We start from the raw sequence: 23,779 nt of genomic DNA on the forward strand, positions 1-23,779 counted from the left end.
TAACTCTTTTTCGGCGGGGGATTTTTCATTGCGACTCAACGATTCACTGCATATTTCCCAGTTACGGGTTGTTGTTCACCTGTGCGGATTTCTGGTTCTTCTCTACAGCTTTTCTATGCTGCCACCGATGCTCATCGCTTTGTTAAACAAAGAGCGGAGCTTGTTCGCTTTTTTCAGCACGTTTATGACTTTCTTCACCCTCGGCGGCGGGGCGTGGTTGGCAACCAAACATGCGGGGATTCAACTGCGCACCCGGGATGGTTTCGTCATTATCGTCCTGTTCTGGCTATTGTTTTCGTTTATCAGCGCGATGCCGATGTGGATGGACGATGGCTTAAACCTCTCTTTTGCGGATGCCCTGTTTGAAGGAGTTTCTGGGATTACCACTACAGGCGCAACGGTGATTGATGACGTCAGCGCCTTGCCGAAGTCGTATCTGTACTATCGGGCTCAGCTCAATTTTATTGGCGGTCTGGGTGTTATCGTCCTCGCCGTGGCGGTATTGCCTCTGCTGGGTATTGGTGGCATGAAGCTGTATCAGTCTGAAATGCCGGGCCCTTTTAAAGAAGAACGCCTCACGCCAAGACTTGCTGATACTGCACGCACGCTGTGGATGACCTATGTCATTCTGGGTCTTATTTGTACTCTGGCCTACTGGGCTGCCGGGATGTCGTTTTTCGACGCCTTATGCCACGGGTTGTCGACGGTCTCTCTCGGCGGATTTTCCACTCGCAGCGAGAGCATCGGCTTTTATAACAGCCATGCCATTGAGCTTGTCGCCGGGGTATTTTCACTGCTGTCTGCGTTTAACTTCACCCTCTGGTACGTTGCTATCGTGAAACGTACCTTCAAACCCTTTCGTCGTAATGCCGAATTGCGTTTCTTTTTGCTTATTGCGTTGGTGGTCACTCTGATCGCCACCTGGCAAGTTTGGCGGGCAGGCATGTACGGATTAACGGACAGCCTGGTGCATGCTTTTTTTCTGGCCAGTTCGATGCTGACAGATAATGGCCTGTCGACGGCGGATTACGCGCAGTGGCCTTCGCACACGATCTTCATGCTGCTCAGCGCCAGTTTCTTCGGCGGTTGTGTGGGTTCGACCTGCGGGGGGATTAAGGTGCTGCGCTTTTTGATTATGTTCAAGCAGTGCCGCCAGGAGTTACACCAGCTCGCGCACCCTCGCGCCCTGCTGAATATCAAAGTGGGCAATAGCGTGGTAAGTGACCGGGTGGTGCGTTCGGTATGGAGCTTTTTCTTTCTCTACGTTTTGTTCACTAGCTTTTTTATCTGGGCGCTCAATCTGATGGGCTACGATCTCTTCTCCTCTTTCGCCACCGTCGCCGCCTGCATCAACAATATGGGGCTAGGATTTGGCGTCACTGCCACGACGTTTGGTACCTTAAACGAGGAAGCAAAGCTACTGATGTGTGCAGCCATGATCATGGGGCGTCTGGAGATTTACCCCATTCTGATCCTGTTCTCGCGCATGTTCTGGCGGGCGTAACGAAAACCCCGGCGCATTATGGTGCCGGGTTCACCAACATCTGTCCAATTGAGCCACGATCCGCCATTTCCAGCGTCTGGCTATTAAAGTAGAACGGGAAATGGGCCCAGGAAGGCTGTCCGTAATAAACCAGTAATTCAACCTGGCCATCAACCCAGACAGTATCTTTCCAGCCTCTGTCTTCCGGGAACGGCATCGCGCCATTCACATTACGGATCAGGAACGAAACACCTTCAATATGGAAGGACTGGGGCATATCCGCCCGCACCGTCCAGCGCTCCCAGGAGCCCTGCTGGGCAGTAATATCCATACGATTGACGTCCCACAGCTGACCGTTGATGCCAGGATCGTCGTCCAGGCTGATATCACGGCTGCGAATCGGCGAACCGCTGAGGATTTCCGTTGGCAGCAGGCGCATTGGCAGGCTGTCAGTCACCAGCGGCAGAAGACCTGTCGGGCGCAACGTCAATACCAGCGTGGAGATGAGAATACTGGAGGGCTCAAAGAACCCGCGGATCCTGTCGACAATACTGGCCGCCTCACCACAGGTGATAGAGACCTCATTACCGTTAGTCATATCCACCAGGATCTCACGACGCTCGCCCGGTGCCAGCGAGAGCTGCTTCACCGAAACAGGCGCAGGTAAAAAACCCTGATCGCCGGAAATCACATGCAGCGCACGGCCATCGCTCATTTGCAGCTGGTAACGACGCGAGTTTGAAGCGTTCAGCAAACGCAAGCGCACCCAGCCGCGGGAGACTTCGACATACGGGCTTTGCGCCCCATTGACCAGCAGCGTATCACCGACAAAACCACCGCTGCCGGGCTCGCTGTATTCCGGCGTGCCAAAGTTGTCCAGCCGCTTGTCCTGGATAATGACCGGAAAATCATCCACGCCATAGTGGTTGGGAATAGACAGTGATTTACTCACTTCATCTTCAACCAGCCACATCCCGGCAAGACCGTTGTAGACCTGCTGAGCAGTACGATTTGGCGTATTAGCGTGATACCACAACGTGGCGGCATTCTGGCGAATCGGTAGCACCGGCGCCCAGTCAGCATTCGGGGACATCATGCGCGCCGGGCCGCCCATCAGCGGGCCAGGTACCTGTAACCCGGCGACGGTCATCGAGACATTTTCAGTCAGACGGTTGCTGTAGATAAGCTTGACGTCATCCCCTTTCCAGACGCGGATTGTCGGTCCCAGATAGCGGCCGTTAATTCCCCAGACAGGTGCGCGCGTGCCTTGTGTAAAGGACCAGTGCGCACGTTGCAGCGTCATAAATAGCGGCTGCCCCCGGCGGGATTCCAGCAGCGGAGGCACGGGTAACGGTTGTTGCTGACCGGCAGCATTAGCCTTCAGCGGAACAGCACCTGCACACAGTGCGATCCCCGATGCCTGAATGAACTGACGCCGACTGAATGACATATAAACTCCATAAAAAACTGGCTATTAACACGCAGGAAGTCATTTCCTGTAAAAAACCCGAATTGCGCGGATTAAACCTTACCGGCGGCTTCCCGCTCAGCAACTTCTTTATCGAGTTCTGCGATTTTTTGTTCCATCAGCGTGCGGCAATGCGCTGCCAGTTCACGAACCTGATCTTTCCCAAAGTGGCTAATATCCACCGGTGGCAACATCTCGACAATTGCCAGACCATTATTGAGTCGATTGAGTTTTATCTTGTTCGAGGTTGTGGAAACGCACACCGGAATGACCGGGACACCAGCAGCAATCGCTGCATGGAACGCGCCGGTTTTAAACGGCAGCAGACCGCGACCGCGGCTACGCGTCCCTTCAGGGAACATCCAGATAGAAATGCGACGTTTTTTGAAATGATTCACCACGGCAGCAATGGTGCTGTGCGCTTTAGCGCGGTTATTTCTGTCAATCAACAGGTTACCGGTTAACCAGTACAGCTGCCCGAAGAAAGGGATCCACAGCAGGCTTTTTTTACCTACCGTCACCGTCGGCGGCTGAACGATATTCGCAGCGGTAACCATGTCATAGTTGTTCTGATGGTTACAAATATAGATAGCATTACCATAGTTCTGCGCGTCTGCCGGCATGCGGCACTCGACCTTCAGGCCATAAAGGGGAGCCAGGCGGCCAAACATATGGCCGAACGTTGCAACATGTTTTGGATTTCGTGGGCTGAACAGACAGTATATGCAACCGAAAATACAGACCAGAACGCAGTAAATAACAGTAATAATTAAACGAAAAATATATAGCATAACAACCTCTAAGGCCTAAGAGCCTGGTATTTTACGTCACCTGATTCATCACGCGGTATCAGGTTAGGGCTTTGTTAAGGGCGGCTCTCTGGAAAAGCGTATTGTTAATCGCAACGCACGAATAAACAACGGTTTCACGGGAATTTTTAACGTTGGCTCTCCCTGGGCTTTAACAGGGAGAGCCGGACGGTAGCGTTATTCTTCGCTGTCGCCGTGACTGGCGCGTCGAGGCGAGTCAATCTCAATGCTGTCGATACGCTGCAGACCACGCATTAGCGTGCCGCGACGGCCGCGCTCTCCGGTCACTTTCTGCAACTCTTCAGGACGCAGTTTGATTTTGCGCTTACCGACGTGGATGGTCAGCGTGCTCTGCGGCGGCAGCACGTAAAGTTGCGCCAGGCCATCCTCGCCTTTCGCCGCTTCCGCTGAAGGGATATTAATGATCTTGTTCCCTTTGCCTTTCGACAACTGCGGTAAATCGCTCACCGGGAACATCAACATGCGGCCAGCCTGAGTAATAGCCAGTAGCATGTCGGTTTCATCTTCAATCACCACCGGCTGCATCACGCGCGCATTTTCTGGCAGCGTAATCAACGCCTTACCCGCACGGTTACGTGCGACCAGGTCATTGAAGGTACAGACAAAACCATAGCCCGCATCGGAGGCCATCAGCAGTTTCTGATCGTCGCCTTCCATCAGCATGTGCTCAACCGTCGCGCCTGGCGGCAGCGTGAGCTTCCCGGTCAGCGGTTCACCCTGACCGCGCGCCGACGGCAGCGTAATCGGGTCGATGGCATAGCTGCGTCCGGTCGAGTCCACGAACACCACCGGCTGGTTGCTCTTACCCTTCACTGCCGACTTAAAGCTGTCGCCCGCTTTATAGCTTAATCCTGGCGCATCGATGTCGTGGCCTTTCGCGCTACGCACCCAGCCACTCTGGGACAACACAATGGTCACCGGCTCAGATGGCAGCATGTCGTGCTCGCTCATCGCCTTCGCTTCTTCGCGCTCCTGCAACGGAGAACGACGATCGTCGCCATAGGCGTCTGCATCGGCCTGCAGCTCTTTCTTCAGCAGGTTACTCATTTTACGTTCGGAAGCCAGAATGGCCTGCAACTGATCGCGCTCTTTCGCCAGCTCATCCTGCTCACCGCGGATTTTCATCTCTTCGAGTTTGGCAAGGTGGCGCAATTTCAGCTCAAGGATGGCTTCAGCCTGGGTTTCAGAAATGCCAAACCGCGACATCAGCTCAGGCTTAGGTTCATCTTCATGACGAATAATTTCGATGACTTCGTCAATGTTGAGGAACGCCACCAGCAAACCTTCAAGGATGTGCAGGCGCTTGAGCACTTTTTCCAGACGATAATTCAGGCGGCGACGCACGGTATCGCGGCGGAACGCCAGCCATTCGGTGAGGATCTCCAGCAGGTTTTTCACCGCCGGACGACCATCAAGACCGATCATGTTCAGGTTGATACGGTAGCTTTTTTCGAGATCGGTAGTGGCAAACAGGTGGTTCATCACCTGCTCCATATCCACACGATTAGAGCGTGGGACAATCACCAGACGGGTCGGGTTTTCGTGATCCGATTCGTCGCGCAGGTCGTCTACCATCGGCAGCTTTTTATTGCGCATTTGAGCAGCGATCTGCTCCAGCACTTTTGCCCCGGAAACCTGATGCGGCAGCGCGGAAATCACCACCGCGCCGTCTTCTTTCGTCCATACCGCACGCATACGTACGGAGCCGCGTCCATTCTCGTAAATCTTACGAATTTCCGCGCGCGAAGTAATAATCTCCGCTTCGGTCGGGTAATCCGGCCCTTGCACGATATCCAGCAACTGATCCAGCGTCGTTTTCGGCTGCTCAATCAGAGTAATCGCTGCTTTTGCCACTTCACGCAGGTTATGTGGCGGAATGTCCGTTGCCATACCAACGGCAATACCGGTCGTGCCGTTCAGCAGAATATTTGGTAGACGAGCAGGCAGCATCTTCGGCTCCTGCATGGTGCCGTCGAAGTTTGGCACCCAGTCCGACGTTCCCTGACCGAGTTCGCCCAGCAGGACTTCCGCATATTTAGACAGACGGGATTCGGTATAGCGCATCGCCGCGAAGGATTTCGGATCGTCCGGTGCCCCCCAGTTCCCCTGCCCGTCAACCAGCGGGTAACGGTAAGAGAACGGCTGCGCCATCAGCACCATCGCTTCATAGCAGGCGCTGTCGCCGTGCGGATGGTATTTACCCAGCACGTCACCGACGGTACGGGCGGATTTTTTAAATTTGGCGCTGGCATTCAGCCCCAGTTCGGACATCGCGTATACGATGCGACGCTGAACGGGTTTCAAACCATCGCCAATAAACGGCAACGCCCTGTCCATGATGACGTACATGGAATAGTTCAGATAGGCGTTTTCCGTGAATTCATGCAGCGCCAGGCGCTCTGCCATATCGCTCATTAATCGTGGTTCCTCAACTTTGTACCCCTCTATTGAAGGGCAATATTGCCGCAGATACTACCCTATCTGGCGTGTTGAGTCACAAAGAAAAGGGCCGCGAATGCGGCCCTGATGGGGATTACTTAGCAACTTTGGTAATCTGTTTTACGTCGATTTCAACGGAGTTCCAGTCTTTATCCACTTCACCCTGGATTTCAACCACATCCTGCGGTGTGACGGTTACGCCGTTCCAGCGCTTGTGGTCGATATCCACATTCACCGTGCCGGTCGCATCTTTAAACACGTACAGGTCGTCGGAAATACGCTCAACGATGTTCCCGCGCAGGGTAACCCAGGTGTCATCACGCAGTGATTTGGCGCTTTCTACCGTCGTGCTGCTACCGTTCGGGCCGACAAATCCGCCGTTTTGGCTCTGCGTGGTGGTTGTTGTTGGCCCAGAGAAGCCGCCCTGCTGAGCTGCCAGAACAGGTGCGGAACACAGTGCCATTACGGCAACCATTGCAGCTAATTTTTTCATCGTCATGTCTCCCTTTCATGTTGGTTTACGACTATTAAATAAGTTAATCCTTAACAAGTTCTTAAGGCAAAAAAAGATACTTTTTTTGCTGTACAGAGGCTGTAGCCACAGGTTTACTAACTGCAAATGAGTTCGCAGGGATGAACATATGCGTATTTTACTGATCGAAGATGACACGTTGATTGGCGATGGCCTGAAAACAGGTCTGAGTAAAATGGGTTTCAGCATCGACTGGTTTACCGAAGGTCGCCAAGGGAAAGAAGCACTCTACAGCGCACCTTACGATGCGGTAATCCTCGACCTGACGCTGCCAGGCATAGACGGACGGGACATTTTGCGCGAATGGCGAGCCAACGGAAAGCAGGAGCCTGTGCTGATTCTGACCGCTCGCGACGCACTGGCAGAACGCGTTGAAGGCCTGCGCCTGGGCGCAGATGACTATCTGTGCAAACCCTTTGCGCTGATCGAAGTTGCCGCCAGACTGGAGGCACTGGTACGTCGTGCCAGCGGCCAGGCCAGCAACACATTGTGTCATGGCCAGGTAACGCTCGATCCCGGCGCGCTGGTCGCCACGGCGGCGGGTGAACCTTTGTCACTCAAACCTAAAGAGTTCGCGCTGCTGGAACTGCTAATGCGCAACAAAGGTCGCGTCCTGCCCCGCAAACTGATTGAAGAAAAACTGTATACCTGGGACGAAAATGTCTCCAGCAATGCGATTGAGGTCCACGTCCATCACTTACGCCGTAAGCTCGGCAGCGACTTTATCCGTACCGTGCATGGCATTGGCTATACCCTGGGTGGCGCATGAAACTCACACAACGCCTCAGCCTGCGAGTCAGGCTAACGCTTATTTTTCTGATTCTGGCCTCAGCAACCTGGGCCGTATCCAGTTTTGTGGCCTGGAGGCAGACTACCGATAATGTCGATGAGCTGTTTGATACGCAGCTGATGCTGTTCGCCAAGCGGCTTAGCACGCTGGATATCAGCGATGTCACCACCTCAAACAATATGGCCCGCACGCCAAAAAAACTGAAACATGGCCATATTGATGACGACGCACTGGCGTTTGCCATCTACTCCACCGACGGCAAAACGGTGCTACACGATGGCGACAATGGCCAGGATATTCCCTACAGCTACAGCCGGGAGGGGTTTAGCGACGGCCAACTAAGGGGCGACAACGATTCCTGGCGCTTCCTGTGGCTGAATTCCGCTGATGGAAAATATCGCATTGTGGTGGGCCAGGAGTGGGAATACCGGGAGGATATGGCGCTGTCGATCCTTACCGCACAGTTAACCCCGTGGCTGGTTGCGCTGCCGCTGATGTTGCTGATCCTGGTGGTCATGCTGAGTCGCGAACTCAGGCCGCTAAAAAAACTGGCGCAAGCTCTGCGCTGGCGCGCCCCGGAGTCAGAAGAACCGCTCGACCCGAAAGGTGTGCCAAGCGAAGTGCGCCCGCTGGTTGAATCGCTTAATCAGCTGTTTACCCGCATCCACTCTATGATGGTCCGCGAACGGCGCTTTACCTCTGACGCCGCTCACGAGCTGCGCAGTCCGTTGACCGCGCTGAAGGTGCAAACCGAAGTGGTGCAACTGTCAGACGACGACCCGCAAACGCGGGAAAAAGCGCTGGTACAGCTGCATGCGGGAATTGAACGCGCCACCCGACTGGTCGATCAGCTCCTGACGCTTTCGCGCCTCGACTCCCTCGATAATCTTCAGGATGTGGCAGAAATCTCGCTGGAGGAGCTACTGCAATCCGCGGTGATGGATATCTACCACCCGGCCCAGCAGGCGCACATTGACGTACGTTTGCAGATTAACGCGCACAATATCACGCGTACAGGACAGCCGCTGTTGCTGAGCCTGATGGTACGAAATCTGCTGGATAATGCCATTCGCTACAGTCCGCAGGGGAGCATTGTGGAAGTGACGCTCAACGCCCGTAACTTCAGCGTCAAAGATAACGGTCCTGGCGTTGCGCCAGAGGTACTTACACACATCGGTGAACGCTTTTATCGTCCACCGGGACAAAGCGTGACCGGCAGCGGTCTCGGCCTGTCGATTGTCCGTCGTATCGCAACACTGCATGGAATGTCAGCCTCGTTCGGCAACGCTCCGGAAGGTGGCTTTGAAGCAAAAGTCAGTTGGTAATTGCGTTATTGTTGCTCATATAGCAAAAGACTTTGCACATTTTGCTAATTTCACCGTACCGCTGGTGGGAGTAAAATCGTCCTCAAACGTATTTCCTTGAGGACACAAAATGAGCAACATTCTGATTATCAACGGGGCGAAAAAATTCGGCCATTCTAATGGTCAACTGAATGACACCCTGACCGAGGTCGCGGACGGTATCCTGCGCGACCTCGGGCATGATGTTAAAGTCGTACGCGCAGACAGCGATTATGACGTAAAAGCAGAAGTGCAGAATTTCGTCTGGGCCGATGCGGTTATCTGGCAGATGCCAGGCTGGTGGATGGGCGCACCGTGGACCGTGAAAAAATACATCGATGACGTGTTTACCGAAGGTCACGGTACGCTGTACGCCAGCGACGGCCGCACACGTTCAGATGCCTCAAAAAAATACGGCTCCGGCGGGCTGATTCAGGGCAAAAAATACATGCTGTCCCTGACCTGGAACGCACCGATGGAAGCCTTCACTGAAAAAGACCAGTTCTTCCATGGCGTTGGCGTTGATGGCGTCTATCTCCCGTTCCATAAAGCAAACCAGTTCCTGGGAATGGAAGCGCTGCCGACCTTTATCACCAATGACGTGATTAAAATGCCGGACGTCCCGCGTTATATCGCAGAATATCGCAAGCATCTGACCGAAATTTTTGGTTAACTGGTAACCTGGAATTAGAAGGAGTTAACCATGCTTACCGTTATTGCAGAAATCCGTACACGTCCAGGTCAACATCACCGCCAGGCGGTACTGGATCAGTTTGCCAAAATCGTTCCGACCGTACTGAAAGAAGAAGGCTGCCACGGCTATGCGCCGATGGTGGATCACGCCGCAGGTGTGAGTTTTCAGACCACAGCGCCAGATTCAATCGTGATGGTTGAGCAATGGGAAAGCATCGCGCATCTTGAAGCGCATTTGCAGACCCCGCATATGAAAGCCTACAGCGAAGCCGTGAAAGGTGACGTGCTGGACATGAATATTCGTATTCTGGAGTCGGGCATTTAAGATTGTCGATTTGCCGGGTGACGCTTAGCTATCCGGCATAAATCGCTTCGTCAGATGAGAGCCGGATAAGGCATTTTACGCCCGTCTCCGGCTTTTCTACATGCAATTACCCTTCGAGATCCGCCAGGTCGCCTTTCTCTTGCAACCAGTTACGACGATCTTCAGAACGCTTCTTGGCCAGCAGCATATCCATCATTGCGTTGGTACGCTGATCGTCTTCATCATCGATAATGAGCTGCACCAGGCGACGGGTGTTCGGATCCAGCGTAGTTTCACGAAGCTGCATCGGGTTCATTTCACCCAGACCTTTAAAGCGCTGCACGTTCGGCTTGCCTTTCTTGCGCTTTAACTGCTCCAGTACGCCCGCTTTCTCTTCTTCCGTCAGCGCGTAATACACCTCTTTACCGAGGTCGATACGGTATAACGGCGGCAGCGCCACGTAGACGTGACCGTGTTTCACCAGCGTGCGGAAGTGCTTCACAAACAGCGCGCACAGCAGCGTAGCGATGTGCAGACCATCGGAGTCCGCATCCGCCAGGATACAGATCTTGCCGTAGCGCAATTGGCTTAGATCGTCGCTGTCAGGATCGATACCGATCGCCACGGAAATATCGTGAACCTCCTGCGAAGCCAGCACTTCATCGGAAGAGACTTCCCAGGTATTGAGGATCTTACCTTTCAGCGGCATGATCGCCTGATATTCACGATCGCGCGCCTGCTTGGCCGATCCGCCCGCCGAGTCACCTTCGACAAGGAACAGTTCGGTGCGATTAAGATCCTGTGCGGTACAGTCCGCCAGTTTACCCGGCAGTGCCGGACCGCTGGTCAGCTTTTTACGCACTACTTTTTTCGCTGCACGCAGACGACGCTGCGCGCTGGAAATCGCCATCTCAGCCAGCAGTTCGGCTGACTGCACGTTCTGGTTCAGCCACAAACTGAATGCATCTTTCACCACGCCAGAGACGAATGCCGCACACTGACGCGAAGAGAGGCGCTCTTTGGTTTGTCCGGCAAACTGCGGATCCTGCATTTTTACCGACAACACATAAGCACAGCGATCCCAGATATCTTCCGCCGACAGCTTCACGCCACGCGGCAGGATGTTACGGTATTCGCAGAACTCGCGCATCGCATCCAGCAGTCCCTGACGCAGACCGTTAACGTGCGTACCGCCCTGCATGGTTGGGATCAGGTTCACATAGCTTTCGGTCAGCAGCTCGCCGCCTTCCGGCAGCCAGAGCAGCGCCCAGTCCACCGTCTCCGTCTCACCGCTGAAATTACCGATAAACGGTTTTTCCGGCAGCGTCGGTAGGCCATTCACCGCTTCGCTCAGATAGTCATTTAAACCGTCCTGGTAGCACCAGCGCTGTTCGCTGTTGTTGACCTCATCCTTAAAAGTGATCTCAACGCCAGGGCACAGTACCGCTTTTGCTTTCAGTACGTGCGTTAAGCGCGAAACAGAAAAACGCGGGCTGTCAAAGAAGCTTTCATCGGGCCAGAAGTGCACGCTGGTCCCGGTATTGCGTTTGCCGCAGGTACCGACAACCTGTAAATCCTGCACTTTATCGCCATTCTCAAACGCGATGTTGTATACCTGCCCGTCGCGGCGCACGTTCACTTCCACACGTTTGGACAGGGCGTTAACAACGGAGATACCCACACCGTGCAGACCACCGGAGAACTGGTAGTTCTTGTTAGAGAACTTGCCGCCCGCGTGCAGACGACAGAGGATCAGCTCAACCGCCGGAACGCCTTCTTCAGGGTGAATATCTACCGGCATGCCGCGTCCGTCATCAATGACTTCCAGAGACTGGTCGGCATGTAAGATCACGTCCACGCGTTTCGCGTGGCCCGCCAGTGCTTCATCCACACTGTTATCAATCACTTCCTGCCCAAGATGGTTCGGACGGGTCGTATCGGTGTACATCCCAGGGCGACGGCGTACCGGCTCAAGCCCAGTGAGTACCTCAATGGCATCAGCGTTATAAGTTTGCGTCATGGTTTAAATAAGCAATTCGAATTGATCGTCAGAAACTGTGCAGTCCAAGGAAATCGACAATCGGGTTGAAATAATCTTCGAAGCCCGTGAATGCGTGGTTTCCGCCCTCAATAACTGTCTGACGGCAGGAGGCGTAATACGCCACCGCCTGGCGGTAGTCCAACACTTCATCGCCCGTTTGTTGGAGCAGCCAGATCAAATCCGGCGCTTCCAGCGGGTCAATCTGCATGACTTTAAGATCGTAAATATGGCGTGACTCTAGCACATATTGCTGCCCCGTGTAGGGGTTCTCGTTTTGACCGAGATAGTCGACCAGCAGTTCATAAGGCCGTACGGCAGGGTTCACCACCACTGCCGGCAGCATAAAACATTGCGACAGCCAGGTGGCGTAATAGCCGCCTAAAGAGGAACCGACAATCCCCAGCGACTCTCCGCCGTGTTCAAGAATGATCGATTCCAGCATCTCTGCGGCCTGCGCCGGATACGGAGGTAGCTGCGGCACGATCATCTCAACGTGCGGGTGGTGTTCCGCCAGCCAGTTTTTCAGTAAACACGCCTTCGCCGAACGAGGAGAGCTATTAAATCCGTGAAGATAGAGAAGCGTAGACATCAGTAGCCTTCTGAAGCGGTATCAGGGTGGAACCGATTACCCTGCAGACGACGTACCTGAGTCTGCAACGTCCCGTCGGCAAAAAGCTCCAGCGTCCGCCAGCCTGGGCTGATGGTATCCAATGTGAAGTTGGAACAGTGCGGTTTAAATTGCACGCAGGTCGACGGCGTCGCCAGCAGACGGCGACCGTTCCAGTCCAGATCCAGTTCCTGATGAATATGCCCGCACAATAGATACCTGGCGCGAGGATAATTCACCAGCACGTTATCCAGCTCAGCGGCATTACGCAGACTGTGCTGATCGAGCCAGCTGCAGCCCGCAGGCAGAGGATGATGATGCAGAAGCAGCAAGGTATTACGCTCTGGCGCATCAGCAAGTTTACGCTCCAGCCATTCGAGCTGGAATTCACTTAACTCACCGTGGGGAACGCCGAACACCTGGCTGTCGAGCAGCAATATTTGCCACTGTTCGCCAATGAAAACGCGTTTGGCCGGGGAAATGCCCGCATCCTGCAGCGCGCTGTACATTGCCGGCTGAAAATCGTGATTGCCCGGTAGCCAAACGCAGGGCGCACGAAAACTTGCGATGCCCTCAGCAAAATGCTGATAAGCCGCAGCGGATTGATCCTGCGCCAAATCACCCGTCGCGACGATCAGATCGTACTCAGGCGACTCTGCATGTATTGCATCCAGTACGGATTGATAGCTGTCCCAGGTGTTCACACCCAGCAGCGTTTCATGCTTTTCGGCAAACAGGTGAGTGTCTGTAATTTGTAAGATCCTGACTCTGGCCTCACCAGCCAAAGGAAGGGTTAACAGGCTTTCCAAATGGTGTCCTTAGGTTTCACGACGCTAATAAACCGGAATCGCCATCGCTCCATGTGCTAAACAGTACCGTAACCAGTCGGCCAAAAACTGATTAATTTGATGCTTTTCGTCGCGTTGATGCAACTTTTTATTTGGATAATCATACCGCGCTTTGAAGCGAAAGATCTGCTGACTTGAACACACTTCAGCCACCCTTGCGTCATGATACAGGCGCACGGTCAATGACGGCAGGCTCCAGTATGTGACGGCCGGTGCCGTTTGTTCGATCGCAACAAGCGTAGTGTATCGGGTCGATTCCACGATCGTTAACCGATATTGTGCGTTTGCTACCTGATAGCTCACTGTTTCACCGGCCGCATCATTACGTGGCAGCAGGCGGCGCAATTGCGAATAGTTGGTTTCGCACAGACGCATCATTTCAGGGAAGTCAGGTGTGTAACGCTTCATTTTTTCCACTCAGTTTTTAACTCTTGATAGTGCAGCTGTAACCATTGCAAGGCGATGACAGACGCTGCGTTGTCGATTTTCCCCTCTTCAACCCATTGATAAGCCTGTTCCCGGCTCACCACATGAACACGAATATCTTCGTTTTCATCAGCCAGACCATGGATCCCGCTCGCGGTCGTGGCGTCCACTTCGCCGACTAAAATAGACAGGCGCTCACTGGTGCCACCCGGGCTTGCCAGATAGCTCAGAACGGGCTTCGTCCGTTTAACTTCCAGCCCGGCCTCTTCCATTGCTTCACGACGGGCTACATCTTCAACGGTTTCGCCCTCTTCGATCATCCCGGCCACCATTTCCAGTAACCACGGGCTTTCGCTGGTATCAAATGCCGCGATACGGATCTGCTCGACCAGCACAACTTCATCTCGCTCAGGGTCAAAGGGTAGCAAGACTGCCGCGTGTCCGCGCTCAAAAATTTCGCGCGTTACCTCGCCGCTCATCCCCCCGTTAAACAGGCGATGGCGAAACCGATAAAGATCCAGTGAAAAAAAACCGCGGTATAGCTTTTCTCGTGCAATAATTTCTACATCATTTTTAGTGAAAGTCATTGGCAAGTTGTCTGGTTTACGCATTGTGCTGTCCTGAAACCAATAGTGATTAAAATGTGAATTTCAAGGTCGTTTGACTGATGTTTGAACGCCCTTGTGTTAAATTGATGCAAATTAACGCCGTATGGCACGTAACGCCAACTTTTTGAAGTGGCGGATTCTGCTAGAATCAGCAAATATTTTTACAATTTGATCAGCGCTAAATACTGCTTCACAACAAGGAATGCAAATGAAGAAATTGCTCCCCATCCTTATCGGCCTGAGCCTGTCGGGGTTCAGTACTTTGAGCCAGGCAGAAAACCTGATGCAGGTTTATCAGCAAGCACGCCTGAGCAACCCGGAATTGCGTAAATCCGCCGCCGATCGCGATGCTGCATTCGAAAAAATTAACGAAGCGCGTAGCCCATTACTGCCGCAACTGGGTTTAGGTGCCGATTACACCTACAGCAATGGCTACCGTGATGCAAATGGCGTCAACTCCAACGCCACCAGCGCATCTTTGCAGTTAACTCAGTCTATTTTTGACATGTCTAAATGGCGTGCCCTGACGCTGCAAGAAAAATCAGCGGGCATCCAGGACGTGACCTATCAGACCGATCAGCAAACGCTGATCCTGAATACCGCCACGGCCTATTTTAACGTACTAAACGCAATTGACGTGCTTTCTTACACTCAGGCACAGAAAGATGCGGTCTATCGTCAGTTAGATCAGACCACTCAGCGTTTTAACGTTGGCCTGGTTGCCATCACTGACGTACAAAACGCCCGTTCACAATACGATACTGTACTGGCGAATGAAGTTACCGCGCGTAACAATCTGGATAACGCGGTAGAACAGCTGCGCCAGGTAACCGGTAACTACTACCCGGAACTGGCTTCACTGAACGTTGATGGTTTTAAGACCAACAAACCGCAGGCGGTGAACGCGCTGCTGAAAGAAGCAGAAAACCGCAACCTGTCGTTATTGCAGGCCCGTTTGAGCCAGGATCTGGCACGTGAGCAAATTCGTCTGGCGCAGGATGGTCATTTACCGACCCTGGATTTGACCGCCTCAACCGGCGTTTCTGATACCTCGTACAGCGGGTCTAAAACCAACACCTCCCAGTATGACGACAGCAACATGGGCCAGAATAAAATCGGTCTGAGCTTCTCACTGCCGCTGTATCAGGGTGGGATGGTTAACTCGCAGGTGAAACAAGCGCAGTACAACTTTGTTGGCGCGAGTGAACAACTGGAAAGCGCACACCGCAGCGTGGTGCAGACCGTTCGTTCTTCGTTCAACAACATTAATGCGTCTATCAGTAGCATTAACGCTTACAAACAAGCGGTTGTCTCTGCACAAAGTTCTTTGGATGCGATGGAAGCCGGCTATTCCGTAGGTACACGTACCATTGTGGATGTGTTGGATGCCACCACCACGCTGTACAACGCTAAGCAGCAACTGGCGAATGCGCGTTATACCTATCTTATTAACCAGTTAAACGTCAAATCTGCGCTCGGTACGCTGAACGAGCAGGATCTGGTGGCACTGAACAATACGCTGGGTAAACCAGTATCCACGACTCCGGATACGATCGCGCCGGAAAATGCGCAGCAAGACGCCGCAGCGGACGGTTATACGTCCAACAGCGCGACGCCTGCGGCACAGCCGACAGCAGCACGTTCAACCAGCAGCACCGGCAACAACCCGTTCCGTAACTGATGCTGATGACGGGGCTTCGGCCCCGTCTGAACGTAAGACAACGTAAAGATCCGCCCCTTCTTCCGCATTCTCGCCTCTTACCGCTTCAATTTCGACCAGTCATCCTCTATTCTGAGCAGAGTTACCACTGGGTACTGGAAGACATAAATGAAACGGACAAAATCTATACATCACGCCTCGTTCCGCAAAAGCTGGAGCGCGCGCCATCTGACTCCTGTCGCCCTGGCAGTTACCGCTGTGTTTATGCTCGCGGGCTGTGAAAAGAGCGACGAAACGGTTTCGCTTTATCAGAACGCTGACGACTGCTCTGCGGCGAATCCGGGTAAAAGCGCCGAATGTACTACCGCGTTTAACAATGCGCTGAAAGAAGCTGAACGTACCGCGCCAAAATACGCCACTCGTGAAGACTGTATCGCTGAATTCGGCGAAGGCCAGTGCCAGCAGGCTCCTGCGCAAGCGGGTATGGCACCGACCGGTGAAGGCCAGGCTCAGGCACAGAATCAAAGCAGCGGCAGCTTCTGGATGCCGCTGATGGCGGGCTACATGATGGGCCGACTGATGGGCGGCGGAATGGGCGCTCAGCAACCGCTGTTCAGCTCGAAAAACCCAGCCAGCCCGGCTTACGGCAAATACACGGATGCCAGCGGTAAAAACTACGGCGCAGCAACGCCGGGTCGCACCATGACCGTACCGAAAACCGCTATGGCACCGAAACCAGCCACCACCTCTACCGTAACCCGCGGCGGATTTGGTGAGTCTGTGGCCAAACAGAGCACCATGCAGCGTAGCGCAAGCGGTACCACCACACGTTCAATGGGTGGCTGATCGTCATGGAAAGAGTCAGTATTGTTGAGCGCCCGGACTGGCGCGACAAAGCCACCGAATACGGTTTCAATTTTCACACGATGTACGGCGAGCCGTACTGGTGTGAAGACGCGTACTATAAGCTCACTCTTGCTCAGGTTGAAAAGCTGGAAGAGGTCACCGCAGAGCTGCATCAAATGTGCCTCAAGGTGGTGGAAAAGGTCATCGCCAGCGATGAGTTGATGACCAAGTTTCGCATTCCGAAGCATACCTGGGGCTTTGTCCGCCAGTCCTGGCAGACACAGCAACCGTCGCTCTATTCACGTCTCGATCTGGCATGGGACGGCACGGGTGAACCCAAGCTTTTAGAAAACAACGCCGATACGCCAACCTCGCTGTACGAAGCCGCGTTTTTCCAGTGGATCTGGCTGGAAGATCAGCTCAATGCGGGCAACCTGCCGGAAGGCAGCGATCAGTTCAACAGTCTGCAGGAAAAACTGATCGAGCGTTTCACCGAGCTGCGTGAGCAGTATGGTTTTCAACTGCTTCATCTGACCTGCTGTCGTGATACGGTAGAAGATCGCGGTACGATCCAGTATCTGCAGGATTGCGCTGCCGAAGCTGAGATCGCTACAGAATTCCTCTATGTAGAAGATATTGGTCTTGGTGAAAAAGGTCAGTTCACCGACATGCAGGATCAGGTAATCGCTAACCTGTTCAAGCTCTATCCGTGGGAATTCATGCTGCGTGAAATGTTCTCCACCAAGCTGGAAGACGCTGGCGTTCGCTGGCTGGAACCGGCCTGGAAGAGCATTATCTCCAACAAAGCACTGTTGCCGCTGTTATGGGAAATGTTCCCGGACCATCCGAACCTGCTGCCAGCGTACTTCGCCGAAGACGACCATCCGCAGATGGATAAATTCGTCGTAAAACCGATCTTCTCGCGCGAGGGGGCTAACGTCTCCATCGTTGAGAACGGTAAAACGATCGAATCCGTGGAAGGACCGTACGGTGAAGAAGGCATGATCGTGCAGCAGTTCCATCAGCTACCGAAGTTTGGCGACAGCTATATGCTGATTGGCAGCTGGCTGATCAACGATCAACCAGCCGGGATCGGCATTCGTGAAGACCGCGCGTTGATCACGCAGGATCTGTCACGTTTCTATCCGCATATTTTTGTCGAATAATTGAGAGTGCCGGGTGGTGGCTTCGCCTTACCCGGCCTACGGCGCGAACTTAATGCCCGATAAGCGCAGTGCCATCGGGCATTCATCATCCAACCTGCACCGACAACATACTTAAACTTCCCATCTCAATACCATCTACCGGGATAGTGACAGACTCTTTACCATCCCAAGCCCCAAGTACATACAGCAGCGGCAGATAGTGATCCGGCGTCGGGTTCGACAACGATCCACCTTCATGATCGAGATAGTTCACCAATGGGTGCTGCTCAACCGGTCCCTGCCATGTCAGGTTTGCCTTAACATAGTCATTGAATGAAGTCGCCCACGGATAAGGCGTGTTCTCACCGTGCCAACGCGCAGTGCGCAGGTTATGCACCACGTTACCACTGGCCACCAGCATAATGCCTTCATCACGCAGCGCCGCCAGCTTACGGCCCATCTCAAAATGCCATGACGCGGGTTTGGTGCTGTCGATACTCAACTGCACCATCGGAATGTCCGCATTCGGATACATCTTGATCAGCACGCCCCAGGAACCGTGGTCAAAACCCCAGGCTTCTTTGTCCAGGGTCACAGGCACTGGAGCAAGTAAGTCAACCAGATGCTGCGCCAGTTCAGGCGAGCCGGGAGCCGGGTAATGGGTGTCATATAATGCTTGCGGAAAACCGCCAAAATCGTGGATCGTTTTGGGGGCTTCCATCGCAGTCACACCCGTTCCACGGGTGAACCAGTGCGCCGAGACCACCACAATGGCTTTCGGACGCGGCAACGTTTCCCCCAGTTGCTGCCAGGCACGGGTATAAACGTTATCTTCCAGAACATTCATCGGGCTACCGTGACCCAAAAACAATGCTGGCATACGAGTTGAAGACATGATGATATCCTTACTGAGGGAGTCATTTTGATACCACCACAATACGCTTATTCGGTTGATGAAGAACTCAGATAACGATGATGAAGATCATCAGTTATTTTGACGATCCAACCCGGATAGCAGATTGATAAGGAGTTTTATTTGTCGATGTCAGTACCTTTACTTCTGACTTTACTGGCAGGTGCCGCCACGTTTATCGGCGCATTTCTCGGCGTGTTAGGGCAAAAACCGTCTAACCGCGTTCTCGCCTTTTCTTTAGGCTTCGCCGCCGGGATTATGTTACTGATCTCCCTTATGGAGATGCTACCTGCTGCGCTGGTCGCTGAAGGTATGTCGCCAGTGCTGGGCTACGGAATGTTTATCGTCGGCTTACTGGGCTACTTTGGCCTGGATCGTCTATTGCCGCACGCGCACCCTCAGGATCTGGTACAAAAAACAACGCAGCCTCTACCCGGCTCTATTAAACGCACCGCGATTTTATTAACGCTCGGCATCAGCCTGCACAACTTTCCTGAAGGGATTGCGACGTTTGTTACCGCCAGTAGCAACCTTGAGCTGGGCTTTGGTATTGCCCTCGCCGTTGCATTGCACAATATTCCTGAAGGATTAGCGGTGGCGGGTCCCGTCTATGCCGCCACAGGCTCCAAACGTACGGCGATATTCTGGGCAGGGATTTCAGGTATGGCAGAAATACTGGGCGGCGTACTGGCGTGGTTAATTCTCGGTAGCCTGATATCACCGGTGGTGATGGCGGCAATAATGGCGGCTGTCGCAGGTATTATGGTGGCGCTGTCCGTCGATGAATTGATGCCGTTGGCAAAAGAGATCGATCCCAATAATAATCCTAGTTATGGGGTGTTATGTGGAATGTCGGTGATGGGATTAAGCCTCGTCATCCTCCAGTCGATGGGAATCGGATAATCCAGAGGGCGGATGCCACCCTGCAAATTTACAGCATCCGCTCATCCATAGCAGAATATGAAGGACTAATCCTGTTCCTTAATCGCGCTGTTATCTTCACCAGAGCGACGAAAGAGTTTGTTTCGCGCTTCAAGTAAGGCATCTCTGTCCTGGCGGAATGCCCGACAATAACGTTTCATATGGCAATAATAACCCACCGCAACGAGTGCAATTAATACAATCCAATACCAGGCAATAAACATTCTTCTACCCTTAAAATTTAACATCATTAAACATTTAACGTTAAAATTTTACACAACCTTATTCTGACATACTCATATAGTGGCATATTTCAGAAACAAATATATGATTTCGATCATATAAATCAGCGGCTACGCTATTAGCCAAACTCGTTATAAACAATTAAAACAATGTCGACAAGATCACACTACGCAATAATAAATATTGTTCTTAAAATATCTCACTCATACTATCAAAAAAATAATAAAAATTAGCTCCTGAAGAATAATACATTTCATCAATATTAATTAATGCATTACAAAAGTAGTATTAGCAATGCTGCTTTATTTTATCAAAACAGTAATAACATAATATATTCAGCAAGATTATATTTATAGGTAATATAAGGAGATATATCCATGTTTACACAATACCGAAAAACACTTCTGGCAGGGACTCTGGCACTGACATTTGGATTAGCAGCAGGAAACTCTCTTGCCGCTGGTTTTCAACCGGCCTAACCTGCAGGAAAATTGGGCGCAATAGTAGTTGACCCTTATGGAAATGCCCCGCTTACTGCGCTGGTTGAATTAGATAGCCACGTTATTTCAGATGTTAAAGTTACCGTCCATGGTAAAGGTGAAAAAGGCGTTCCGGTGACTTATACCGTCGGCAAAGAGTCACTCGCCACGTACGATGGCATTCCTATTTTTGGCCTTTATCAAAAGTTCGCAAATAAGGTAACCGTTGAATATAAAGAAAACGGTAAGGCCATGAAAGATGATTATGTGGTGCAAACTTCCGCCATCGTAAATCACTACATGGATAACCGCTCAATATCTGATTTGCAGCAAACAAAAGTGATTAAAGTAGCACCGGGTTTTGAAGATCGTCTTTATCTGGTGAATACCCACACCTTTACCCCGCAGGGTGCAGAATTCCACTGGCATGGCGAAAAAGATAAAAATGCCGGCATCCTGGATGCGGGTCCTGCTGGCGGCGCACTCCCCTTTGATATCGCACCCTTTACCTTTGTCGTCGATACGGAAGGTGAATATCGGTGGTGGCTGGATCAGGACACCTTCTATGACGGCCATGACATGGATATCAACAAGCGCGGCTACCTGATGGGTATTCGTGAAACACCGCGAGGCACCTTCACCGCCGTCCAGGGCCAGCACTGGTATGAATTCGATATGCTGGGGCAAGTTCTGGCCGACCATAAGCTGCCTCGCGGATTCCTCGACGCGTCGCATGAGTCGGTCGAAACAGTGAACGGCACCGTACTGCTTCGCGTGGGTAAACGCGATTATCGCAAAGAAGATGGCCTTCACGTACATACCATCCGCGACCAGATTATTGAAGTCGATAAATCTGGACGTGTTGTTGACGTATGGGATCTGACACAAATTCTCGACCCGATGCGTGACGCGCTACTGGGTGCGCTGGACGCAGGCGCGGTATGCGTCAACGTGGATCTCGCTCACGCAGGCCAACAGGCGAAACTGGAGCCAGATACCCCCTATGGTGACGCCCTCGGCGTTGGTGCGGGCCGTAACTGGGCTCACGTCAACTCCATTGCCTATGACGCTAAAGATGACTCCATCATTCTTTCTTCCCGCCATCAGGGTGTCGTCAAAATCGGTCGCGATAAACAGGTGAAATGGATCCTGGCACCGTCTAAAGGCTGGAATAAGGCGCTGGCAAGCAAACTGTTAAAACCGGTTGATGATAAGGGCAACGCGCTGAAGTGTGATGAAAACGGTAAGTGCGAGAATACTGATTTCGATTTTACCTACACCCAACACACCGCCTGGCTCTCCAGCAAAGGAACACTAACCATCTTTGACAATGGCGATGGCCGTGGACTCGAACAACCGGCTCTACCTACAATGAAATACTCCCGGTTCGTCGAATATAAAATTGACGAGAAAAAAGGAACCGTTCAGCAAGTTTGGGAATACGGGAAAGAGCGCGGTTATGATTTCTACAGTCCTATCACGTCGGTAATTGAATATCAAAAAGACCGCGACACGATGTTTGGATTTGGTGGTTCTATTAATTTATTTGACGTTGGACAGCCAACCATCGGCAAAATCAACGAAATTGACTACAAAACAAAAGAAGTCAAAGTCGAAATTGATGTCCTTTCCGATAAACCAAACCAAACTCACTACCGCGCATTACTGGTTCGCCCACAACAAATGTTTAAATAATTTCGTTAGATTAAGGATTAATTATGTCATCTAAATGGATTACTTCATTATTTAAAAGCGTGGTATTAACGGCGGCGCTGGTATCACCATTTGCAGCATCGGCTTTTACTGAAGGTACTGACTATATGGTACTGGAGAAACCGATTCCCAATGCTGATAAGACGTTGATAAAAGTATTCAGCTACGACTGCCCATTCTGCTACAAATATGATAAAGCCGTGACCGGCCCGGTGTCAGAAAAAGTTGCCGATCTCGTCGCCTTCACACCGTTTCATCTCGAAACCAAAGGAAAATATGGCAAACAGGCCAGTGAAGTATTTGCAGTAATGATTGCTAAGGATCAGGCCGCAGGAATTTCATTGTTTGATGCCAAATCACAGTTCAAAAAAGCTAAGTTTGCTTACTACACTGCCTACCACGATAAGAAAGAACGCTGGTCTGACGGTAAAGATCCCGCTTCATTCATCAAAACAGGACTGGACGCTGCAGGTATGAGTCAAGCAGACTTCGAGAGCGCCTTAAAAGAACCCGTAGTCCAGGAGACACTGGAAAAATGGAAAGCGGCTTATGATGTTGCCAAAATCCAGGGGGTTCCGGCTTACGTCGTCAATGGTAAGTACCTGATCTACACCAAAAGCATCAAATCGATTGATTCCATGGCTGAGCTTGTCAGAGAACTGGCGACAAAATAAACAGGGAACCGGCTATGGATTTTATCAAAGGATTGTGGCGAGACTTATGTACCGCACCGGTTAATACCCTGGTGAGATGGCAGGAGCGACGCTTTTTGTGGTTGCTAATGGCTTGTGCCATGGGTGGGTTAATTATTCTGGCGCACTCGTTCTTCCAAATCTATCTCTACATGGCCCCTTGCGAGCAATGTGTATACATCCGCTTTGCCATGTTTGTGATGGTTTTCGGTGGGCTGATCGCGGCAATAAACCCTAAAAACCTCATTCTAAAACTGGTCGGCTGCATTGCGGCATTTTATGGCAGCATTATGGGCATTAAGTTCTCCATCAAACTTAATGGCATTCATTATGCGGTACATAACCCGGACCCGGATTCGCTCTTTGGCGTACAGGGATGTTCCACCGATCCGACATTCCCTTTCAATTTGCCGCTGGCAAACTGGGCTCCAGAATGGTTTAAGCCCACTGGAGATTGCGGCTATGACGCGCCTGTCGTTCCTGATGGCGTAGCGCTTAGCAGTATGCAAAAGTGGTTTGTCGATCTGTACCAGCAGTCCGAAGGCTGGTATCTGCTCCCGCCATGGCATTTTATGAATATGGCGCAGGCTTGCCTGCTCGCTTTTGGTTTATGTTTAGTGCTGTTGCTGGTAATGAGCGGAGCCTGGGCACTTAAACTGGCCAGAAAAAAATAGCCAGGTTGTAATAACAAAAAACCGAAGCCAGGAAACTGACTTCGGTTTTTTTATCCCTACCACGGTTGTCGCGGTAGTCAG

General features: G+C 52.1%; 22 protein-coding genes and 1 pseudogene. 12 read left to right on the forward strand and 11 right to left on the reverse strand.

The features are described from left to right. Positions 1-28: 28 nt before the first annotated feature. The gene (locus SK38_RS18685) at positions 29-1,504 is read left to right on the forward strand and encodes a TrkH family potassium uptake protein (protein ID WP_048236773.1); all 1,476 of its coding nucleotides are present in this window, start codon (positions 29-31) and stop codon (positions 1,502-1,504) included. Between the two features lie 16 nt (positions 1,505-1,520). Here SK38_RS18685 and ftsP read toward each other — a convergent pair whose 3' ends face one another. The 4 genes from ftsP to SK38_RS18705 all read right to left on the reverse strand — a co-directional run bounded on the left by ftsP (position 1,521) and on the right by SK38_RS18705 (position 6,713). Continuing rightward, on the reverse strand, positions 1,521-2,933 hold the full coding sequence (gene ftsP, locus SK38_RS18690) for a cell division protein FtsP (RefSeq protein WP_008785819.1): 1,413 nt from the start codon (positions 2,931-2,933) through the stop codon (positions 1,521-1,523). Positions 2,934-3,004: 71 nt separating this feature from the next. Continuing rightward, a complete protein-coding gene (gene plsC / locus SK38_RS18695; protein ID WP_003024540.1) occupies positions 3,005-3,742 on the reverse strand; it encodes a 1-acylglycerol-3-phosphate O-acyltransferase in 738 nt (245 codons plus the stop codon). A 195-nt stretch (positions 3,743-3,937) separates the two neighbouring features. Beyond that, positions 3,938-6,196 (reverse strand): DNA topoisomerase IV subunit A, encoded by a 2,259-nt coding sequence (gene parC / locus SK38_RS18700; RefSeq protein WP_003828391.1) that lies wholly within the window; start codon positions 6,194-6,196, stop codon positions 3,938-3,940. A gap of 118 nt (positions 6,197-6,314) precedes the next feature. Further along, positions 6,315-6,713, reverse strand: coding sequence for a YgiW/YdeI family stress tolerance OB fold protein (locus SK38_RS18705; RefSeq protein ID WP_003024544.1), 399 nt, complete (start codon positions 6,711-6,713; stop codon positions 6,315-6,317). 148 nt (positions 6,714-6,861) lie between these two features. On the opposite strand from SK38_RS18705, the gene qseB reads away from it, so the two are divergent. The 4 genes from qseB to SK38_RS18725 all read left to right on the forward strand — a co-directional run bounded on the left by qseB (position 6,862) and on the right by SK38_RS18725 (position 9,903). Beyond that, a complete protein-coding gene (gene qseB / locus SK38_RS18710) occupies positions 6,862-7,521 on the forward strand; it encodes a quorum sensing response regulator transcription factor QseB (RefSeq protein ID WP_048236774.1) in 660 nt (219 codons plus the stop codon). Beyond that, positions 7,518-8,867 carry a quorum sensing histidine kinase QseC gene (qseC, locus tag SK38_RS18715; protein WP_048236775.1) on the forward strand — a complete coding sequence of 450 codons (1,350 nt, stop codon included), beginning with the start codon at positions 7,518-7,520 and terminating at the stop codon, positions 8,865-8,867. The genes qseB and qseC overlap by 4 nt, the downstream gene beginning before the upstream one ends. Before the next feature lie 109 nt (positions 8,868-8,976). Continuing rightward, positions 8,977-9,558, forward strand: coding sequence for an NAD(P)H-dependent oxidoreductase (locus SK38_RS18720; RefSeq protein ID WP_003828397.1), 582 nt, complete (start codon positions 8,977-8,979; stop codon positions 9,556-9,558). Between the two features lie 30 nt (positions 9,559-9,588). After that, a complete protein-coding gene (locus SK38_RS18725; RefSeq protein WP_003024557.1) occupies positions 9,589-9,903 on the forward strand; it encodes a putative quinol monooxygenase in 315 nt (104 codons plus the stop codon). Positions 9,904-10,009: 106 nt separating this feature from the next. Here the strand turns inward: SK38_RS18725 and parE are convergent, their stop codons facing one another. The 5 genes from parE to nudF are packed head-to-tail and all read right to left on the reverse strand — an operon-like array spanning position 10,010 to position 14,415. Beyond that, positions 10,010-11,902, reverse strand: a complete 1,893-nt coding sequence (parE, locus tag SK38_RS18730) for a DNA topoisomerase IV subunit B (protein WP_003024571.1) — start codon at positions 11,900-11,902, stop codon at positions 10,010-10,012. Between the two features lie 28 nt (positions 11,903-11,930). Further along, the gene (gene yqiA, locus SK38_RS18735; protein WP_003024575.1) at positions 11,931-12,512 is read right to left on the reverse strand and encodes an esterase YqiA; all 582 of its coding nucleotides are present in this window, start codon (positions 12,510-12,512) and stop codon (positions 11,931-11,933) included. Next, entirely contained in the window at positions 12,512-13,339 is an 828-nt protein-coding gene (cpdA, locus tag SK38_RS18740) for a 3',5'-cyclic-AMP phosphodiesterase (RefSeq protein WP_008785825.1), read from the reverse strand. The genes yqiA and cpdA overlap by 1 nt, the downstream gene beginning before the upstream one ends. Positions 13,340-13,363: 24 nt before the next feature. Further along, positions 13,364-13,786, reverse strand: coding sequence for a DUF1249 family protein (locus SK38_RS18745; protein ID WP_003024582.1), 423 nt, complete (start codon positions 13,784-13,786; stop codon positions 13,364-13,366). After that, positions 13,783-14,415: an ADP-ribose diphosphatase gene (gene nudF, locus SK38_RS18750; protein WP_032945031.1), complete on the reverse strand. Its 633-nt coding sequence runs from the start codon at positions 14,413-14,415 to the stop codon at positions 13,783-13,785. Before nudF ends, SK38_RS18745 begins: the two co-directional genes overlap by 4 nt. Positions 14,416-14,614: 199 nt before the next feature. On the opposite strand from nudF, the gene tolC reads away from it, so the two are divergent. The 3 genes from tolC to SK38_RS18765 all read left to right on the forward strand — a co-directional run bounded on the left by tolC (position 14,615) and on the right by SK38_RS18765 (position 18,084). Continuing rightward, positions 14,615-16,093, forward strand: coding sequence for an outer membrane channel protein TolC (gene tolC / locus SK38_RS18755; RefSeq protein WP_100247260.1), 1,479 nt, complete (start codon positions 14,615-14,617; stop codon positions 16,091-16,093). A 147-nt stretch (positions 16,094-16,240) separates the two neighbouring features. Further along, positions 16,241-16,918 carry a DUF1190 family protein gene (locus tag SK38_RS18760; RefSeq protein WP_003024591.1) on the forward strand — a complete coding sequence of 226 codons (678 nt, stop codon included), beginning with the start codon at positions 16,241-16,243 and terminating at the stop codon, positions 16,916-16,918. A 5-nt stretch (positions 16,919-16,923) separates the two neighbouring features. Next, positions 16,924-18,084: a glutathionylspermidine synthase family protein gene (locus SK38_RS18765; protein ID WP_008785828.1), complete on the forward strand. Its 1,161-nt coding sequence runs from the start codon at positions 16,924-16,926 to the stop codon at positions 18,082-18,084. Between the two features lie 85 nt (positions 18,085-18,169). Here the strand turns inward: SK38_RS18765 and ygiD are convergent, their stop codons facing one another. Then, complete coding sequence (gene ygiD, locus SK38_RS18770; RefSeq protein WP_032945034.1) at positions 18,170-18,958, reverse strand: 4,5-DOPA-extradiol-dioxygenase; 789 nt, start codon at positions 18,956-18,958, stop codon at positions 18,170-18,172. Between the two features lie 147 nt (positions 18,959-19,105). Between ygiD and zupT the strand changes: the two genes are divergently transcribed. Continuing rightward, positions 19,106-19,879: a zinc transporter ZupT gene (zupT, locus tag SK38_RS18775; protein WP_048236777.1), complete on the forward strand. Its 774-nt coding sequence runs from the start codon at positions 19,106-19,108 to the stop codon at positions 19,877-19,879. Positions 19,880-19,944: 65 nt separating this feature from the next. Here zupT and SK38_RS24340 read toward each other — a convergent pair whose 3' ends face one another. Continuing rightward, the gene (locus tag SK38_RS24340; protein WP_003828416.1) at positions 19,945-20,121 is read right to left on the reverse strand and encodes a hypothetical protein; all 177 of its coding nucleotides are present in this window, start codon (positions 20,119-20,121) and stop codon (positions 19,945-19,947) included. 396 nt (positions 20,122-20,517) lie between these two features. Between SK38_RS24340 and SK38_RS18780 the strand changes: the two are divergent. The 3 genes and pseudogenes from SK38_RS18780 (at position 20,518) to dsbI (ending at position 23,698) form a co-directional block, all read left to right on the forward strand. Further along, positions 20,518-22,314: pseudogene (locus SK38_RS18780) on the forward strand (aryl-sulfate sulfotransferase). Positions 22,315-22,337: 23 nt separating this feature from the next. Then, the gene (locus tag SK38_RS18785) at positions 22,338-23,006 is read left to right on the forward strand and encodes a thiol:disulfide interchange protein DsbA/DsbL (RefSeq protein ID WP_048236779.1); all 669 of its coding nucleotides are present in this window, start codon (positions 22,338-22,340) and stop codon (positions 23,004-23,006) included. Between the two features lie 14 nt (positions 23,007-23,020). Continuing rightward, complete coding sequence (gene dsbI / locus SK38_RS18790) at positions 23,021-23,698, forward strand: protein-disulfide oxidoreductase DsbI (protein ID WP_048236780.1); 678 nt, start codon at positions 23,021-23,023, stop codon at positions 23,696-23,698. The last annotated feature ends 81 nt before the right edge of the window (positions 23,699-23,779 follow it).

Source organism: Citrobacter sp. MGH110, from assembly GCF_001037515.1.
Classification (GTDB): Bacteria; Pseudomonadota; Gammaproteobacteria; order Enterobacterales; family Enterobacteriaceae; genus Citrobacter; species Citrobacter portucalensis.

Coding starts and splice junctions, on each gene's coding strand:
- ftsP (WP_008785819.1), bottom strand. CDS start 2,933: ATGTCATTCAGTCGGCGTCAGTTCATTCAGGCATCGGGGATCGCACTG.
- plsC (WP_003024540.1), bottom strand. CDS start 3,742: ATGCTATATATTTTTCGTTTAATTATTACTGTTATTTACTGCGTTCTG.
- parC (WP_003828391.1), bottom strand. CDS start 6,196: ATGAGCGATATGGCAGAGCGCCTGGCGCTGCATGAATTCACGGAAAAC.
- SK38_RS18705 (WP_003024544.1), bottom strand. CDS start 6,713: ATGAAAAAATTAGCTGCAATGGTTGCCGTAATGGCACTGTGTTCCGCA.
- qseB (WP_048236774.1), top strand. CDS start 6,862: ATGCGTATTTTACTGATCGAAGATGACACGTTGATTGGCGATGGCCTG.
- qseC (WP_048236775.1), top strand. CDS start 7,518: ATGAAACTCACACAACGCCTCAGCCTGCGAGTCAGGCTAACGCTTATT.
- SK38_RS18720 (WP_003828397.1), top strand. CDS start 8,977: ATGAGCAACATTCTGATTATCAACGGGGCGAAAAAATTCGGCCATTCT.
- SK38_RS18725 (WP_003024557.1), top strand. CDS start 9,589: ATGCTTACCGTTATTGCAGAAATCCGTACACGTCCAGGTCAACATCAC.
- parE (WP_003024571.1), bottom strand. CDS start 11,902: ATGACGCAAACTTATAACGCTGATGCCATTGAGGTACTCACTGGGCTT.
- yqiA (WP_003024575.1), bottom strand. CDS start 12,512: ATGTCTACGCTTCTCTATCTTCACGGATTTAATAGCTCTCCTCGTTCG.
- SK38_RS18745 (WP_003024582.1), bottom strand. CDS start 13,786: ATGAAGCGTTACACACCTGACTTCCCTGAAATGATGCGTCTGTGCGAA.
- nudF (WP_032945031.1), bottom strand. CDS start 14,415: ATGCGTAAACCAGACAACTTGCCAATGACTTTCACTAAAAATGATGTA.
- tolC (WP_100247260.1), top strand. CDS start 14,615: ATGCAAATGAAGAAATTGCTCCCCATCCTTATCGGCCTGAGCCTGTCG.
- SK38_RS18760 (WP_003024591.1), top strand. CDS start 16,241: ATGAAACGGACAAAATCTATACATCACGCCTCGTTCCGCAAAAGCTGG.
- SK38_RS18765 (WP_008785828.1), top strand. CDS start 16,924: ATGGAAAGAGTCAGTATTGTTGAGCGCCCGGACTGGCGCGACAAAGCC.
- ygiD (WP_032945034.1), bottom strand. CDS start 18,958: ATGTCTTCAACTCGTATGCCAGCATTGTTTTTGGGTCACGGTAGCCCG.
- zupT (WP_048236777.1), top strand. CDS start 19,106: ATGTCAGTACCTTTACTTCTGACTTTACTGGCAGGTGCCGCCACGTTT.
- SK38_RS24340 (WP_003828416.1), bottom strand. CDS start 20,121: ATGTTTATTGCCTGGTATTGGATTGTATTAATTGCACTCGTTGCGGTG.
- SK38_RS18785 (WP_048236779.1), top strand. CDS start 22,338: ATGTCATCTAAATGGATTACTTCATTATTTAAAAGCGTGGTATTAACG.
- dsbI (WP_048236780.1), top strand. CDS start 23,021: ATGGATTTTATCAAAGGATTGTGGCGAGACTTATGTACCGCACCGGTT.